The 15,772-nt window shown below is 60.9% G+C and carries 11 protein-coding genes; 5 read left to right on the top strand and 6 right to left on the bottom strand.

The window, feature by feature from the left end; all coding sequences use genetic code 11:
• Positions 1–304: 304 nt before the first annotated feature.
• The 3 genes from AC5RUH_RS04050 to AC5RUH_RS04040 form a co-directional block, all read right to left on the bottom strand.
• Positions 305–2,191: a glycosyltransferase gene (locus tag AC5RUH_RS04050; RefSeq protein WP_494127949.1), complete on the bottom strand. Its 1,887-nt coding sequence runs from the start codon at positions 2,189–2,191 to the stop codon at positions 305–307.
• A 32-nt stretch (positions 2,192–2,223) separates the two neighbouring features.
• Positions 2,224–3,321, bottom strand: coding sequence for a glycosyltransferase (locus tag AC5RUH_RS04045; protein WP_494127948.1), 1,098 nt, complete (start codon positions 3,319–3,321; stop codon positions 2,224–2,226).
• Between the two features lie 65 nt (positions 3,322–3,386).
• Positions 3,387–4,526, bottom strand: a complete 1,140-nt coding sequence (locus AC5RUH_RS04040) for a DUF1972 domain-containing protein (RefSeq protein ID WP_494127947.1) — start codon at positions 4,524–4,526, stop codon at positions 3,387–3,389.
• A 388-nt stretch (positions 4,527–4,914) separates the two neighbouring features.
• Here AC5RUH_RS04040 and AC5RUH_RS04035 point away from each other — a divergent pair, with 388 nt between their 5' ends.
• Entirely contained in the window at positions 4,915–5,085 is a 171-nt protein-coding gene (locus AC5RUH_RS04035) for a hypothetical protein (RefSeq protein WP_494127946.1), read from the top strand.
• Between the two features lie 342 nt (positions 5,086–5,427).
• Here AC5RUH_RS04035 and mfd read toward each other — a convergent pair whose 3' ends face one another.
• Positions 5,428–9,042, bottom strand: coding sequence for a transcription-repair coupling factor (gene mfd / locus AC5RUH_RS04030; protein ID WP_494127945.1), 3,615 nt, complete (start codon positions 9,040–9,042; stop codon positions 5,428–5,430).
• Between the two features lie 435 nt (positions 9,043–9,477).
• On the opposite strand from mfd, the gene AC5RUH_RS04025 reads away from it, so the two are divergent.
• From AC5RUH_RS04025 to AC5RUH_RS04015, 3 genes are all read left to right on the top strand, one after another.
• Positions 9,478–9,978, top strand: coding sequence for a DUF2505 domain-containing protein (locus tag AC5RUH_RS04025; protein WP_494127944.1), 501 nt, complete (start codon positions 9,478–9,480; stop codon positions 9,976–9,978).
• Positions 9,979–9,994: 16 nt separating this feature from the next.
• Positions 9,995–10,216: an SCO4848 family membrane protein gene (locus AC5RUH_RS04020; RefSeq protein ID WP_494001375.1), complete on the top strand. Its 222-nt coding sequence runs from the start codon at positions 9,995–9,997 to the stop codon at positions 10,214–10,216.
• An 876-nt stretch (positions 10,217–11,092) separates the two neighbouring features.
• Entirely contained in the window at positions 11,093–12,031 is a 939-nt protein-coding gene (locus tag AC5RUH_RS04015; protein WP_494127943.1) for a hypothetical protein, read from the top strand.
• Between the two features lie 55 nt (positions 12,032–12,086).
• On the opposite strand, the gene sufU is transcribed toward AC5RUH_RS04015, so the two are convergent.
• Positions 12,087–12,548 (bottom strand): Fe-S cluster assembly sulfur transfer protein SufU, encoded by a 462-nt coding sequence (gene sufU, locus AC5RUH_RS04010; protein WP_494127942.1) that lies wholly within the window; start codon positions 12,546–12,548, stop codon positions 12,087–12,089.
• 1 nt (position 12,549) lies between these two features.
• Positions 12,550–13,866 carry a cysteine desulfurase gene (locus AC5RUH_RS04005; RefSeq protein WP_494127941.1) on the bottom strand — a complete coding sequence of 439 codons (1,317 nt, stop codon included), beginning with the start codon at positions 13,864–13,866 and terminating at the stop codon, positions 12,550–12,552.
• A gap of 321 nt (positions 13,867–14,187) precedes the next feature.
• On the opposite strand from AC5RUH_RS04005, the gene AC5RUH_RS04000 reads away from it, so the two are divergent.
• A complete protein-coding gene (locus AC5RUH_RS04000) occupies positions 14,188–15,747 on the top strand; it encodes a tyrosine-protein kinase domain-containing protein (RefSeq protein ID WP_494100705.1) in 1,560 nt (519 codons plus the stop codon).
• Positions 15,748–15,772 lie beyond the last annotated feature (25 nt).

Genomic DNA, 15,772 nt, shown 5'->3' with positions numbered 1-15,772 from the left:
CAACTGCCAACTTCGGCTTCCCCGGTGGGAATAGATCCCAGTAACAACAAACCGGGACTCACCGAGCACTTTCAGTGCGGCCGCTATCCAGGGGTTAGTAGCTAAAAAGGGCCCTTGGATGCATGACAACCGGACGCGTAGGGCAAGCCTTAAGGCGTCAAGGCCTATTCCGAGCATGCGGCTTCCGCATCTGCGTCCACCCTGGCTGACATGATTGAGGCGAACCACTCGGCTAACTTTCGAGCTCTTTAGCCAGGCTTCATCGCTTTCAGCGGTGGTCTCCCCTAGGACCAACATTACATACCTAGTGTCCTGCACGGGGATTACCACCAACCCATGCAGACCACGCATCTTCTGCGCCGAGACGCCATATTTTGGCTGCTTTCAAAATCTCTTCGGTTCCTCCTGAACAGGCAAATCTCAGCGCCCCGACCCATGATCCCTCATCTTCCGCTTGCGGTGACGTGACGAGCAGCCGAGACCCGATTCCAAGTATCTCCGCGAGATTGGTTCCAGCAGGTCCTACGAAAGGAGTTCCTCGCTCCAAACACCTGAACGCAATTCCGCTTTGATAAAAGCGGCTATATGGAATTACCACCGCGCTGCTAGTGTCTATCAGCCTGTCCAGTTCATGCTCGGAAACGAATCGAGACTGCACAAACCATCCTGGCAGTTGAGGCCATCCGCGTCCCCAAATTTCGAGATCTGCTTTATTCCGGAAGGCTTCAGCGATTCCGTGCAGTGCATCCAGGTCCCGATCCGCTTTGTATTGGCCAAGCACTCGTATGAGGGGGCGTGCTTTTTTCTGGCCATCCCCAAGTTTTGATGCGAGTGGCATCATAACGGGATGAGGAAGAATGTGAAAACTGGAATCATCCCAGCCCGAGCGTTTCAATTCCTCAGCGGCCGCTGCACTGTGAACAATCATGCCGGCCCGCCGATTGAAACGGCGAACAGCCGATGCACACTTCTTCCCATAGCCGAGCGAACGCACTAACGGTTTAGGATCGTGCATAACTACGCTTATTCGCCCGCGAACAATCATCTTGACGAGCAAAAGGTCGATAAATCCCAATACGGGCCACGTGATGAGCGTGGCCGTAGGCTGACCGCGCGCTACCTCTTCCCGAGCCTCAAGGAGGCTCCTAAAGTAGTCAATGACCCATCGGAGGCGGGAACCTTTCGACACAGATGGCTCATACATGGATATGACTCGAACATCAGTTCCTTGTGCCATGAAGGTTTCTCTCAAGGCCTCGGCATAATGTTTGAGAGCACCCCCCAGGGGATTGATTAAGACTACACTTTTCGGGAGGCTCGCTTCAGCCTCCTTGAACCGCAACCCGTCACAGAATCCCTTAAAGAGGTCCGCCCATCCGTCCCTGGGACGCCGGTGCAAAGTGTCAGCAAGAAGCGCACGAAGGAGGGAGTAACTCGATGCAGCGAGCCCCCGGATCGGGCGCCCCAGCTTTCGATTCAGTATCAGAAGGTTTCTGGTCAGAAAATACGGTGGGACGCCATTTGAACTTTGCCAAACAACTGCAGTGGGGACAAGCCAGCACTCCCACCCGGAGCGGGCGAGTTTCATTTGAAAGAATGTTTCTTCCATGTACATGAAAAAGTCTTCGTCGAAAGCATTCCGGAATACCACAGACGACCGAAAAAGAAGAAAGGCACCGTCTAGCCAATCAGCGCGCCGCGGCGACTCTTTCATTACGAATCGTCGGTCCGACATATGCATTTTATGACGTGGTAAACCTAATTGTCGGGTCAAGTAACCGCCCATAGACCAAACACATTGGGAACTTGCGCCCGTTACCAGCATTGGTCCCGCTACTGCGGCTCGGGGACTACTTTCCATATGCATGAGAAGTTCCCGAATCGCTCCCATCTCCGGGACAGACTCGTGTGTGCTGACGAGAATGAATTCTGGAGAGTCGATGGCTCTATTCCAGAACTGAAATCCTTTGTTCGCCGCTGCTCCGTACCCAATATTCTCGCTAAACTCGATCAGCACCCCGTTTGGCAATGATTCAATGAATTCGGTGCGCCGCTCAGGCTGTTCGCTGTTGTCAACGACAAGAATCCTATCAGCACCAATACCTTCTTCTATCAAACGTTGCACAGTATTAGCAATGGCAGCATAGTTGCGATAATGAACAATAACCGCTGCAGTGTTTTCCAACGTCATTCGTCCTGCCCTCGTTCAACAGTGATTCAGGTTCACTCGGCTACCCCATGCAACCACAAGTCGGCTTGTATCCTTCCCGGTACATCGGGTAACACAGCTACGACCTCAGATTTGGGTCTTACCGACCTTCCAGCCAGCACAATGGCTGTGGCCAGTTGAGTCGCCGTGGCGGAAGATGGAACCACAACGTGGCCGTTGTCGCTTAACCAATGACTTAATCCCGTCTCGTCTGTTGTCACCACTGTCAGTCCGTGCGAAAGGGCTTCAGTGATAGGAAGGCCGATTTGCTCACGCCACCGCCCGTAGCGTTTCGAAGGGGCAATTAGGACGTGAGACCGGCGCATCACATGCTCCGTTTCGGCATGAGGCAAAAAACCTCTGTAATCGCGAGCCAAGGGGTTCTCACTCACCCACTGCTTAACTTCCTGCTCAAGATAGCCGGAACCGACTATTGACAATTTAGCCGTCGGCATTTGTATTTCTACCGATGGCCAGGCTGTCATTAATTCGCGTAATCCTTTTCGCTCTTCCAGTTGACCAACGAACAAAAAGCGAAGATCAGTCCCGCCAACCTCTGGATCGCCAGTATATTTTGATATTGGCAGTCTCGGAATGAGGCGCCAAGGCACGCTTCTGACGAACGGGATACGATGGTAAGTCTCGATGGAACCATTGCTGCCATAAGCGATACGGTCAAAGAATACTCTGATGTAGACCCCGAGAAACAACCCAAATGGCCGGGTCAGTAGCTGACCAATTCGGCGGTTGGGGCAAACAAGCGTTTCGAGGTTGTTGTTTTCAATAGCAAAGGAGACAATGCGGCGGCGCTTGAAGCTCATGACTGCGCTCAGCTTCCACACTATTGCCATCAAAATCGATCTCGGAAGGAACCGCACCCACAGGGGCTCCGGCAGTTCGAGAATCGCAGCATCAGATTTAGCGAGCATGCTGAGGCACTCAACTAGACTCACTCTCGTTGCCCAGCTGGGTACGGTCGTTCCTGCGAGGTCGAATTTTGTGCCGAAGAAGTATAACTCGCCTGGAGCAGCGAAATGACTATTGTGCTCAACGTGTGCTGCTCGAAGCTCGGGAATTACGCGGATACTATGTTCGGCATCGATTACTGGCACGGAAATCGTTGGGTCCGGCTCTTCTTTTCCACGGTTTGCCCGAAGACCAATCTTTCTGATAGCTTTCACCGTTGCTTGATATCCGCGTAGGTTCTTGCCTCTTTGCGTGCTTCGCATCGAGCCAAGTCCGCCAGGATGCGATCGTATTTCTGACAAACGCCATCCCATGAATATTGTTCCAGTGCACGTTCAATCGATGCTTCACTGCTGGCTTCCGCCGCTCCAATCATAGTCCGCTGGAGGGCGCTTCGGATTGCGTCCGAGAACGGTGGCACGTACACGGCAACGGCACCGAGAACCTCACGGTTGTACACCGTGTCCCGGGCCACAATCGGAGCTCCACACGCCATGGCTTGAACCAAAGCAGGATTTGTTCCGCCCACACTGTGTCCATGGAAGTAAGCACCGGCATGCTGCCATAGCGAGAGTAAGCGGCGGTCGTCGCTTAGGTGCCCCAGCCAAACGACATTCTCGTTAGCATCATGTAGCTGCTGAGCTCTTTCATCCAGTTCGCCACCATATCCAGACGACCCGACAATCACAATCTTATAGTCGTGCGCCATATCTTGCACTGCGTCAAAAAACTGAGGAATGGTGTTTTCTGGAACAAATCTAGCTACCGCGAGTATGTATCCCCTGTGTTCAAGTCCGTCTTCGACAGGCAGGTCCTCCGGGAATTCTGCGCCGTATGGTATAAAGACGCTTTCTCTATTGAACGCCGCCTGCCAGACCCTCTGTATCTCCTTGGAATCTGTGATGAGTTGCTTGGCGAAGCGGGCGGTGAATTTAGCGCCAAGCTTGAAGACCATCCTCGCTAACTTACCCCACTTAGCCCGCTCCCATTCAATTCCGTCCACGATGACGGCCACTGGGATGCCGCGCATAGTGAGCAATGGAACCCAAAAACCGTTCGCAACGTTCATAACCAGTGCTACATCGGGCTTTTCTATCAGGGCATGCATGACAGAAGTTAGACCAAAAGACAAAGTGCTGAGGGATTTATTCTCGATACCCCGAGTTATAACAGTCCGCACCGCTGGGTCGCGGTCGGGATCATCTTCCAACGTTGATCCGTTTCGACCATAAACGGTGACGTCCCAGCCACGTGCAGCCAAATAGGGCGCTAGCTTTCGCACTGCGGTTTCAAAGCCCCCATAGTAGCTGGGATAGCCTCGCGTTCCGATGATAGCGACAGATTTCGTCATTCAGCCAGCCTTTTCATAAAGTTCTTGTTCACGGCTTGCACACCAATGCCTGTGACCCACCCGAGCGGAGACCTAGGCGCAGCTGGCCTCCTCCCAGATTCTACAGAAGGGAAAGACTGCAAAAATTCGATGATGCACGCGCGATCTGCAAGTTGTCTGCCTTGCCGCTGATTCCCCTCTTCTTGACGAAGATGGACCAGGTGCGCCAACTGAACATCGCTGCGCCCGAATCTCACCGCGCTGATGCACAAGGGCGCGATCGTCGGCCATGAACCGGTACACGAAGGCCGGATCGTCGACATTAATGTCCAGTGCTGCGATGCTTGATGTGGATCATCCCAATCCCCTATCGGGGACCGGATTGGCCTTCCATTTGTAGAAGGCCTCCTTGGAGCAAGCCAGCACCGGCAGACCGCCGCGACGGGGGACTCAGTCCGACGGTAAGGTCGAGGATCAACGTAAATTCAATTCTGGGAGCAACTCCTGGGCGAAGAACACCGCGGCCCGGCGCATCGTTTTCCTGCTGCAGCAGCCGTATCCGTTTCTTCTCGTCGCGTAGCTCAGGCTTCCCTTCTCCGTTAGGCTAGGGCCGGACGCCGTCTTCGATGACGCACTTCTTTAGCCAGAAATGCAGGGCCACCTGGGAGATGCCGAACTCCTTGATACCTGCGCCAGCGGGGCTTCATGTTTCCGCGCTACGCTGAAATTGCGGCCAAACTCGGCGGGTAGTAGGGCTCGAGCGAGGAACATCCTGCTGCAATGAATGAGTCGTCATATGTCGGGAGCCAACGGAACAGGGTGCGGTTCACCGACCGTGGCGCTTTAGTCCAGCCCAAGACCCATCTAGTAGAGCCTAGGTACGGTGACGGTCTGGAGAGTCGCTGCACGGGGTCATACGCTCCTAATCCTTGAACACCGCGTCGATCACGCCCTGCGCCCACTCAAGGATGGCCAGGTCGGCCAGGTCCTTGCCGCCGATCCGGGCGGTTTTGGGCTTAGGAATGAGGATAAAGTCCAGCGCCGGTTTCACCTGGGAACCCGGGTACATCCGGTTCAGCCGCATCACCTTGGACTCCCGCAGCGATGCCGGCGCGAACTTGATGAAGTTGCCCTGCACGGCCACGTCGGTCAGTCCGGCTGCACGGGCCTGCACCCGGAAGCGTGCCACGGCTACCAAATTTTGCACGGGTTCCGGCAACTCGCCGTAGCGGTCCGTGAGCTCGGCCACCACTTCGTCGATGGCTTCGCCGGTGGTCGCCTGCGCCAGCTTCCGATACGCCTCCAGCCGCAGCCGCTCCCCCGGCACGTAATCGTGCGGCAGGTGCGCGTTCACCGGGAGCTCGATCTTCATCTCGGCGACCTTTTGCTCGGCGTCGCCGCGGAAGTCGGCCACCGCCTCGCCGACCAGCCGGATGTACAGATCAAAGCCGACGCCGGCAATATGTCCGGACTGTTCTCCGCCCAGCAGGTTGCCCGCGCCGCGGATCTCCAAATCCTTCAGGGCCAACTGCATGCCGGCGCCCAGCTCGTTGTGCGCGGCCACGGCTTTCAGCCGCTCGAGGGCAACTTCGCCCAGTGGTTTCTCTGCGTCGAACAGGAAATAGGCGTAGGCCCGTTCCCGGCCGCGGCCCACCCGCCCGCGCAGCTGGTGCAGCTGGGAGAGGCCGTACCGGTCCGCCCGGTCAACGATCAGGGTGTTCGCGTTGGAAATGTCCAGCCCGGTCTCGATGATCGTGGTGCAGACCAGGACGTCGAAGCGCTTCTCCCAGAAGTCAACAATGATCTGCTCCAGCCGTGACTCGCTCATCTGCCCGTGCGCCACTTCCACCCGCGCCTCGGGCACCAGCTCCCGGATCCGCGCCGCCTGGCGCTCGATGGACGACACTCGATTGTGCACGAAGAAGACCTGACCCTCGCGCATCAGCTCGCGCCGGATGGCCGCGGTCGTCTGCTTGTCGGTGTACGGGCCGACATAGGTCAGCACCGGATGGCGCTCTTCCGGCGGGGTGGCCAGCGTGGAGGTCTCGCGGATGCCGGTCAGGGACATCTCCAGGGTGCGCGGGATTGGCGTCGCGGACATGGCCAGGACGTCCACGTTGGTGCGCATCTTCTTCAACGCTTCCTTGTGCTCGACGCCGAAGCGCTGCTCCTCGTCCACGATGACCAGGCCCACGTCCTTGAACTGGACCTCCTTGGACAACAGCCGGTGCGTTCCGATGACGACGTCGATGCTGCCGTTCTTGATGCCTTCCATCGTGTCTTTGGCTTCCTTGGGGGTCTGGAAGCGGGACAACGCCTTGACCCTGACGGGGAACCCGGAGAAGCGTTCGCTGAACGTCTCGAAGTGCTGCTGGGACAGCAAGGTGGTGGGAACCAAGACGGCAACCTGCTTGCCGTCCTGGACCGCCTTGAACGCGGCCCGCACCGCGATCTCGGTCTTGCCGTAGCCCACGTCGCCCGAGATCAGCCGGTCCATCGGGACTTCCCGCTCCATGTCTGCCTTGACCTCGTTGATGGTGGTCAGCTGGTCCGGCGTTTCGATGTAGGGGAAGGCTTCTTCCAACTCGCGCTGCCACGGGGTGTCCGGTCCGAAGGCGTGCCCCCGGGAGGCCATCCGGGCCGAGTACAGCCGGATCAGCTCCCCGGCGATCTCCTTGACGGCCTTGCGGGCCTGGCTCTTGGTCTTTGCCCAGTCGGATCCGCCCATCTTGGACAGGACGGGGGTCTCGCCACCCACGTACCGGGTGACCTGGTCCAACTGGTCCGTCGGCACGAACAGCCGGTCCCCGGGGGCGCCGCGCTTGGACGAGGCGTATTCCAGCACTAGGTATTCGCGCATGGCCTTGGCGGGTCCGGCGCCGGTGGAGCGCTGCACCAGTTCAATGAACTTGCCCACGCCGTGCTGCTCGTGCACCACGTAGTCGCCCTCGGTCAGCTGCAGCGGATCCACGGCGTTGCGCCGCCGCGACGGCATCTTCCGCATGTCCTTGGTAGAGCGTGCGGTGGCCCGGCCCAGCAGGTCGGCTTCGGTCAGCAGGCCGAGCTTCAGCCCGTCGAAGACGAATCCCTTGCCCGTGCTGGCCGTGGTGATTTCGATGATCCCGGGCTGCGGCTCGTTCTCCAGCGATTCGACGCGGGAGGCGGGGATTTGGGCATCGTGGAAGAGTTCGGCCATGCGGGCGGCGGGGCCGGGACCTTCGGTGGCCACCACTACGCGCCATTGGTCGCGCACGCGGGAACCGATGAACTCCATCATTTCGGCCACATCGCCCTGGTAGCCCCTGGGTTCCCTGGCCGCGATGGTCAACGTGTCGATGTCCAGCACGGTTTCGTCGTCCGGATTGAACGAGGTGATGGACCACCACGACACCTGCTGTTCCGCGGCCTTGGCTCGGGTGTCCCCCAGCGACCGGAAGCCGGCCTGCTCCAGATCCCCCTGCAGCGCCAGGTCCAGCGGCGCGTCCCCGCCCTCGGAGGCCGTCGCCCACGCGGCGGCCAGGAACTCGTCGTTCGTCGTCTCGAGGTCATGGGCGCGGCCGCGCACCTTCTCCGGCTCAATGACGACGGCGATGGAACCGGGCGGAAGCTCCCCGATGAACGGCACCATGGCGTCCACCAGCACCGGCGACAGCGATTCCATGCCTTCGACGGCGACGCCCCCGGCGATCTTCTCCAGCATGTCGGCCGCCGCCGGCATCTGGTCCTTCAGCTTTGCGGCGCGGCTCATGACCGAGGGGGTGATCAGCAGCTCCCGGCACGGCGGAGCGAACAGCCGGGACGGGTGCTTGACGTTCTCGCCGGCAAGGGACCGCTGGTCGGCGACGGCAAACCAGCGCATCGATTCAACCTCGTCACCGAAGAACTCGATCCGGACGGGGTGGTCGTCGGTGGGCGAAAAGACGTCCAGGATTCCGCCGCGCACGGCGAACTCGCCGCGTCGGCTCACCATGTCCACGCGGGCATAGGCGGCTTCGGACAGCCGCCGGACCACGTCGGTGAAAGCGACCTCGTCGCCCACGGTCAGCGACACCGGTTGCAGCTCCCCCAACCCCTGCACCAACGGCTGGAGCACCGCGCGCACCGGCGCCACCACCACCCGCAGCGGCGCAGCCCCGTCGTCGTGCTTCAGCCGGCGCAGCACCGATAGCCTGCGCCCCACCGTGTCCGAGCGCGGCGAGAGCCGCTCGTGCGGCAAGGTCTCCCAGCTGGGGAACTCCTCGATCGACTCATCCGGCAGATAGCTGCGCAGCGCCGCCGCCAAGTCTTCGGTCTCCCGCCCGGTCGCCGTCACCGCCAGCACCACGCCGACGCCGAAATCGTCGCCGCCCGAGGTTCCCTCCCTGGCGCCCGATTCGAGCCCCTGCACCATTTCGGCCAGCAACGCTGCCCGCAGCCCGGGCGGTGCGCCGATCTGCAGGTCCTCGCTGCGCTCGCTCACCGGCCGGGCGGCTTGCACCCGTACCCGCGCGAACGATTGGTCCTCGGCAAGGGCAGCCAGCAGTCCGTTCAGGCTCATGGTGGTAAATTCTCCCGGTCGACGTGCAACACAAACACCCGAAGTTCTTCAGAACCCCGGGGCGACCGTTCAACTTTACCGCGAAAGCTCTCTCTGTTCCTTCGCCGGAAGGATGCAGCCCTCCTACCGGACCAGAGCGTAGACGAGCACCGCAACTACGCAAATGGCGAGTATGGCAACAACCGTGTTGCCGACCCGGTGCTGCCTCTCGGCCGGCATCCGGCGCCAGCTGCGGGTGAGTCGATTCAAAGCCATACAGCCCCCACTGTTCGGCCGCCGCCTTTCCCGAGGCGGCGGGCTTTACCCAATGTGAAGAACCTACAAGGCCTTTCTACAAAACGGTCGTGGACAGGTGAAAAGTTATACAGCCGTTGTGCGTGGCAGCCGCGTAAGATGAGTGCTGGTCTCTGTTCCCAACCACCGTCTGGAGTCTTCATGGCGCTCAGCGCTTCCACCACCCTCCCCTACCCAACAGCCAAGGTCACCGAAGCCTTCACCGACGAGGCGTTCCTGCGCCACATCAGCGAGTTGGTCGGCGGCACCTTGGAGTCGGTGCAGCGCGACGGCGATGTATCGGGCGCCTTCACGATCACCGTGGTCCGCAAGGTTCCCAGCGCGCGGCTGCCGGAGATTGCGAAGAAAATGCTGGGCGACTCGCTCACCGTCACCCAGACGGAACGGTGGCAGGCGCCGGCGGCCGATGGTTCCCGCACTGCCGACGTCAGCATGAAGGTGGCGGGCGCGCCGGTGGACGTCAACGCCGTACAGCAGCTCGTTGCCGACGGAGACTCCACCCGGGTGGACCTCAGCGGAGACGTGAAGTCTTCCATTCCGTTCCTGGGCGGCAAGATCGCCGCCGCCGCCGAGCCGATGCTCGGCAAGGCCCTGAACATCCAGGCGCAGCAGGCCGAGGCCTGGCTGTCCGGCCGCGCCTGACCCGGGAGCCACTGCAGTGAATATTCCGGCTGCCCTGGCCTGGGTGCTGATCCTTGCCGGCGTCTGGGCTTTGCTTGTCTGGGCCCCGCATCTCGTCCGGGTGTCAAAGGACCCCCGCTCCAAAGACGAGAAGGGCGCCATGACCCGCTACTTCACCATGGAGTTCATGAAGGCGACCACCTCCATGATCCTGGGCATCGCCACGCTGGTGATCGGCGCCCGCGGCCTCGCGGGCTAGTCTGCCGCCAGCAGGCCAGAGAAGGGGCCGGGCCGCGCGAGTGCGCCGCCCGGCCCCCTTGTGCTGCGCCCAGTCAATCGATCGAGGTTCCCATTGTCACGGGAACAACGGCGGTCACGGCCGAATCAGTCATCGTCAGTATTGAGGCCAGAAAACGAGTCGACCGGGCACTGCAACGCCAAGAACTACCGATCGATATCGGTACTGGCCAAGGCAGCCAAGCCGGCAGCACGAACACTTAACTGCAGCAGGCAACGCCGGCATTGGACCAAACAAAGCGCTTGGCACGTGACAATCCTGCTTTATGTGGGAAAAGCCTGAAGAACGGCTTACTAATCTGCTAGGTTGATTCTCGGCGGCTGATATGCCGCACATCACCGTGCTCAAGCGTATGTCTTGAACACGCTTCGGCCGGGGGGATCCTTGAAATTAGCAAGAGCAATGATGCCGGTTGCTGCCGCTTTTACTTTGGCGGCAGGTGCTATCACAGCGACGCCGGCGCACGCTGCCGTCTCACTCCCGGCAGGCTGCATTTCCGTGGAGTATGCAGGAGGGCCAGCTTTGTCCTCAGCGTCCCTAGAGGAAGTCTCTCACCTCGAATGCAGGACGACGGCCAATGGTGCGAACTTCACGCAGTTCATTAAGCTGGACAGGCTCGACATTGGCAGCGTCGAGCCTGACAGGCCGCCGAACGGTGCGATGACCAAACTGCCGATGCTCCCGGCATCACTCAAAACACTCATGCTCAATGCACCCAAGATGACCGATTACTCGGCCTTGGGCAGCGCCAAAAACTTGGACTGACTCAGCATCAATTCCCCCACGAAGGGGCTGAAGTTCGCGAACATCGCCGCCGGCAACCCCAAGCTGAAGACATTGCTCATCTCCCCCTACACAACTGCCGTTGATGCGTCCCCGCTGGAAAAGCTAAAACACCTGGAACTATTGATGCTCACCGGCACGTTTCCCGATGTCCGGGCTACCGAATCGGTGTGGACTTCGATCACCTTCCCCAAAGGTTTGAACGGCCAGACCATTCTGCCTCCCAACGGCCGCGCACATGACAAGCTGGGGAAATATCTCCAGAAGCGTGAATTCGACTATGATGCCAAGACGTCACGAATACGTTTCAACATGGGCCAGGAACGGGACTTCAATTCCTATCTGCATTTCACAAAACCAACCGCGGCTCAGCCAAAGCTGAAAGAAGTCCGCATCGAGTTCGACCGCAATCTGATTGTTTCAGGTCTTTCCGAATGGGCCAGGGACAAGAAGGCAAAATTACAGCTCACCGGTGCCCCATTCATCGGCAACACGGTCACCGCACGTCTCAACGACAAGTCCAAGTCCTACATTGACGCCTACCAGTGGTACCGCAACGGCGTCGCCATCAAGGGTGCGAGCAAGAAAACCTACAAGTTGACCACGGCAGACCTGGGCAAGAAAATTACGGTCAAGGCCACTGACCGCACGGATCGAGCCAGCCACCCTTGGATCAAAATCGCACCATACTCGGTCACGCTCACGGCCACCGCTAAGGGGCAATACGGGTTCAAGGCGCACAAGATTCAGATTTCCGGCACCGCCGCGTCCGGGAGAACGTTGACCGCGAAATTTGCCAAGTGGGGCGGATCGCCCAGCAAATACTCCTACCAGTGGTACCGGAACGGAAAGGCGATCAAGGGTGCCACCAAAGCCACCTACAACGTCACCGTAGCCGACAAGGGCCGCAAGATCGCGGTGAAAGTTACCGGGACCAAGAAGAACTACCAGGCTAAGTCCTCAGCCTCCGCGGCCATAACTGTGCGGAACTAATTCTCTCTCAAGGAGTCCGCGCTTCGCGCCTGCCCGTCACCCCTTTTTGATCCGCTCAGTTCGCCGCCAGCAAGGCTTCCTCCAGCGCCACCCAGGCGAGCATGGCGCACTTGACCCGCGCGGGGTACCGGGAGACGCCGGAGAAGGCGGCCGCATCTCCGAGGATTTCTTCGTCGGCCTCGACACTGCCCCGTGAGCGCATCAGTTCGCGAAAGTTGTCCACCACCTTCAGCAGTTCCTCCCGCTCCATGCCTTGCGCCAGGTCGCTCAGCACCGATGCGGAGGCCATCGAGATGGAGCAACCCTGGCCGTCCCAGCTGACGCCGGAGAGCACGGTTGCGGCGCCGTCCTTGTGCACGGCGGCCCGGAGCGTGATTTCGTCTCCACAGGTGGGATTGAGCATGTGCGACTCGCCCGACTTGTCTCCCGGCGGCGGATAGGCCAGGGGCGCGCCGTGCCGTTTCTTGGCGTGCTCCAGGATGATCTGCTGGTACAGCTGCTGCAGTTCAGCACTCACGTCAGTTAACTCCAAAGAACGGGCGGACCCCGGCGACAGCCGCCAGGAAGGCGTCGACGTCGTCCGTGGTGTTGTACAGGTAGGTGCTGACGCGGGTGGTCGCCACCAGGCCAAGGCGCCGGTGCAGCGGCTGCGCGCAGTGGTGGCCGACACGCACGGCGATACCCTTGTCGTCCAAAAACTGGCCGACATCGTGGGCATGGACGCCCTCGACATCAAAGGCGGCCAGCCCGATCCGTTCGGCACCAGCGGCGGGGCCGAGCACCCGGACACCGTCGATCGCGGCGAGCCCTTCCACCAGCCGCTGCCCCAGTTCCGCCTCCCAGGCATGGATACGGTCCATCCCGGTCTCCTGGAGGTAGTCGACCGCCGCGGCCAGCGCCACCGCCTGCGAGATGCGTTGGGTGCCGGCTTCGAATCGTTGCGGGGGCGGCAGATACTCAGCCTGCTCCATGGTCACGGTGGTGATCATGGACCCACCGGTCAGGAACGGCGGCATGGCGTTGAGCAGCTCCGCCTTCCCGTACAGCGCGCCGATGCCGGTGGGGCCCAGCATCTTGTGGCCGGAGAAGGCGGCAAAGTCCACGTCCAGCGATTTCACGTCCACGGCCATGTGCGGCACCGATTGGCAGGCGTCGAGCACGACGACGGCCCCCGCCTCCCGGGCGAGCCGCACCAACTCCTCCACCGGGTTGATGGTCCCCAGCACATTGGAGGCATGGGTAAACGCCACGACCTTGGTGCGCGGACCAATGACCTGCGCCGCCTCGTCGAGGCGCAGCGCACCGGCGTCGTCCACCGGGATGTAGCGCAACGTGGCGCCGGTGCGGAAGGCGAGCTCCTGCCAGGGGATCAGGTTCGCGTGGTGCTCCATCTCGGTTACCACCAGCTCGTCGCCGGGCCCCAGCGCAAACCGCGATGCGGCCTCCCCGCCGCGGCCGGCGCTGGCGTTGGAAAAGGCGTAGGCGACCAGGTTGATGGCTTCGGTGGCGTTGGACGTCCAGACCACTTCGTCGATCCCGGCATTGATGAACCCGGCGACCGTTTCCCGCGCGTTCTCGAAAGCATCGGTGGCTGAGACGGCCAGCATGTGCGCGCCGCGGTGGACGGCGGCGTTGCGCTGTTCGTAATACTCCTGCTCCGCTTCCAGCACGGTGAGCGGATTCTGCGACGTGGCGCCCGAATCCAGGTAGACCAGCGGCGAGCCGTTCACCTGCTGGTTAAGGATGGGGAAGTCGTTGCGGATGCGCCACGCTTCGGCATTGTCGATCATGCCGGCGGCATGTTTGAGCGTTGCGGGAGTGGAAACCACAGACACCTGGGGGTGCTCCTTGAATTGATGGCTGAAACCAGCTTGTCCCGTCGGCTACTCGGCCGGGCCGACAATACGCAAGACAAGTCTGCGCTAATCATCCCACTTCACCAGGCGTCGGTCACCTGAGCCAAGCCTTACCGCTGACTCGTGGAACGGCTTTCAGGGCTCCGGTGGAAAGGCTTACAACGCATTTTTAGCTAAGTTCCACCCTTTTTGAATGAACGATTCACCATTTGCCCCTCGACGGGGTCTATATAACCCTGTCCTCGGCTAGACTTGCAGGGTTTGAGGCTTGTTGGCTAGGGGAAGGACCACACCAGGCTCGTGGAACACAACTACACCGAGGAACAGCCTCAAGGACTGCAACTCCGGGATTACTTGCACATCCTCCATACGCACTGGCGCGGAATATCTGTGATCACCATGCTGGTCACGCTGATGGCGTTTGGCTGGACCCTGCTGCAAAAGCCCGTTTACGAGGCGCAGTCCACCGGTATGGTCATTGCGGCGGCGGACGCCGATATCGATGCACTTGCCGCTGACAATCTGGCCAAATCCAAGGTCAAAAGCTATGCCAGCGTGGCCGAGTCCCGTCCGGTGGCCGAGAACGTCATTCAGCAACTCGGGCTGAATGTGACCGCAGAGGACCTCATCGAGGAAATCACCGTGGAGACCCCGTTGGATACCGCGGAGCTGCGGATCACGGCGGCCGCCCCGAATGCGGTGGAAGCCCGGGAGCTGGCGGATGCCTGGGTTTCGGCCCTGGCGGAGCAGGTGGAGGAGATTGAAACCGGTGGGGATGCGGGGGCCGAGGCCGGGGTCCGGGTCGCACCGTTGGCTGAGGCGGGCTTGCCGACGGCGCCGGCCTCCCCCAACGTCAAGCTCACCCTGGCTATTGGCGTGGTCCTGGGTCTCATGCTCGGGCTCGCGTACGCCTTGATCCGCAACCACCTGGACCGCCGGATCCGGTCGGCGGAACGGCTGGAACGCGAATTCGGCGTTTCCGTGATCGGCACGCTTCCCGAAGACAAGCGGCTGGCCTCGTCCCGGAAGGTGGTAGAGACGGGCTCGCTGGAGACCAACGGGGACCGGGCCGCCCATGCGATGTCCGAGGCGCTCCGCGAGCTGCGCACCAACCTCACCTTCGTGGATGTGGACAATCCGCCGCGGATCATCGTGGTCACGAGCTCGGTGCCGGCGGAAGGCAAATCGAGCGTTACTGCCAACCTGGCGGTCACCATCGCCGCCTCGGGCCACCGTGTGGTGGTAGTGGACGGTGACCTCCGCCGGCCGGTGGTCGTGGACATGTTCGGCCTGGTACCGGGAGCCGGTGTCACGGATGTGCTCACCGGCAGCGCGGAGCTCGAGGACGTGCTCCAGCTGTGGGGCCCGGCACCGAACCTCGCCGTCCTCGGTTCGGGACGCGTGCCGCCCAATCCCAGCGAGCTGCTGGGGTCCCAAGCCATGAACGAGCTGCTCCAGCGCCTTGCCGAGCATGCCATTGTGCTCATCGACGCGCCGCCACTGCTGCCGGTCACGGATGCTGCCGTACTGTCCAAGATTGCCGATGGCTCGCTGGTGGTCATCAGCGCCGGCAAGACCACCGAGGACGAAGTAGGAAAGGCCCTGGGCAACCTGCGCCGCGTGGAGGCCCACGTTCTCGGCGTCATTCTGAACCGTGTTCCCACGCAGGGCGCGGATGCCGCCCAGTACGGCTACTACGGCCAGTACTACCAGCAGGAAGAGGCGGCTCCGGGACGCCGGCCCGCCAAAAAACGCCGCGGCTCCAGGGCAAAGGCCGGTCCGGTCCGGCACGCCCGCGCGACGGATGATTTCCAAGCCGTGCTCAGCGGCGACGAGCGGTCGCCCTCTCGACTGCGCTGATTGCATAGGAAGCCCCTCGTACCCA

It is taken from the genome of Arthrobacter sp. Y3223166 (genome assembly GCF_059090935.1).
The sequence above is the reverse complement of the archived record's forward strand: the minus strand, read 5'-3'. Positions and strand labels throughout refer to the sequence as shown.

Excerpts from the sequence above, each read along its gene's own strand:
- AC5RUH_RS04040 (WP_494127947.1), bottom strand. The coding sequence starts at position 4,526 with ATGACGAAATCTGTCGCTATCATCGGAACGCGAGGCTATCCCAGCTAC.
- AC5RUH_RS04050 (WP_494127949.1), bottom strand. The coding sequence starts at position 2,191 with ATGACGTTGGAAAACACTGCAGCGGTTATTGTTCATTATCGCAACTAT.
- mfd (WP_494127945.1), bottom strand. The coding sequence starts at position 9,042 with ATGAGCCTGAACGGACTGCTGGCTGCCCTTGCCGAGGACCAATCGTTC.
- AC5RUH_RS04025 (WP_494127944.1), top strand. The coding sequence starts at position 9,478 with ATGGCGCTCAGCGCTTCCACCACCCTCCCCTACCCAACAGCCAAGGTC.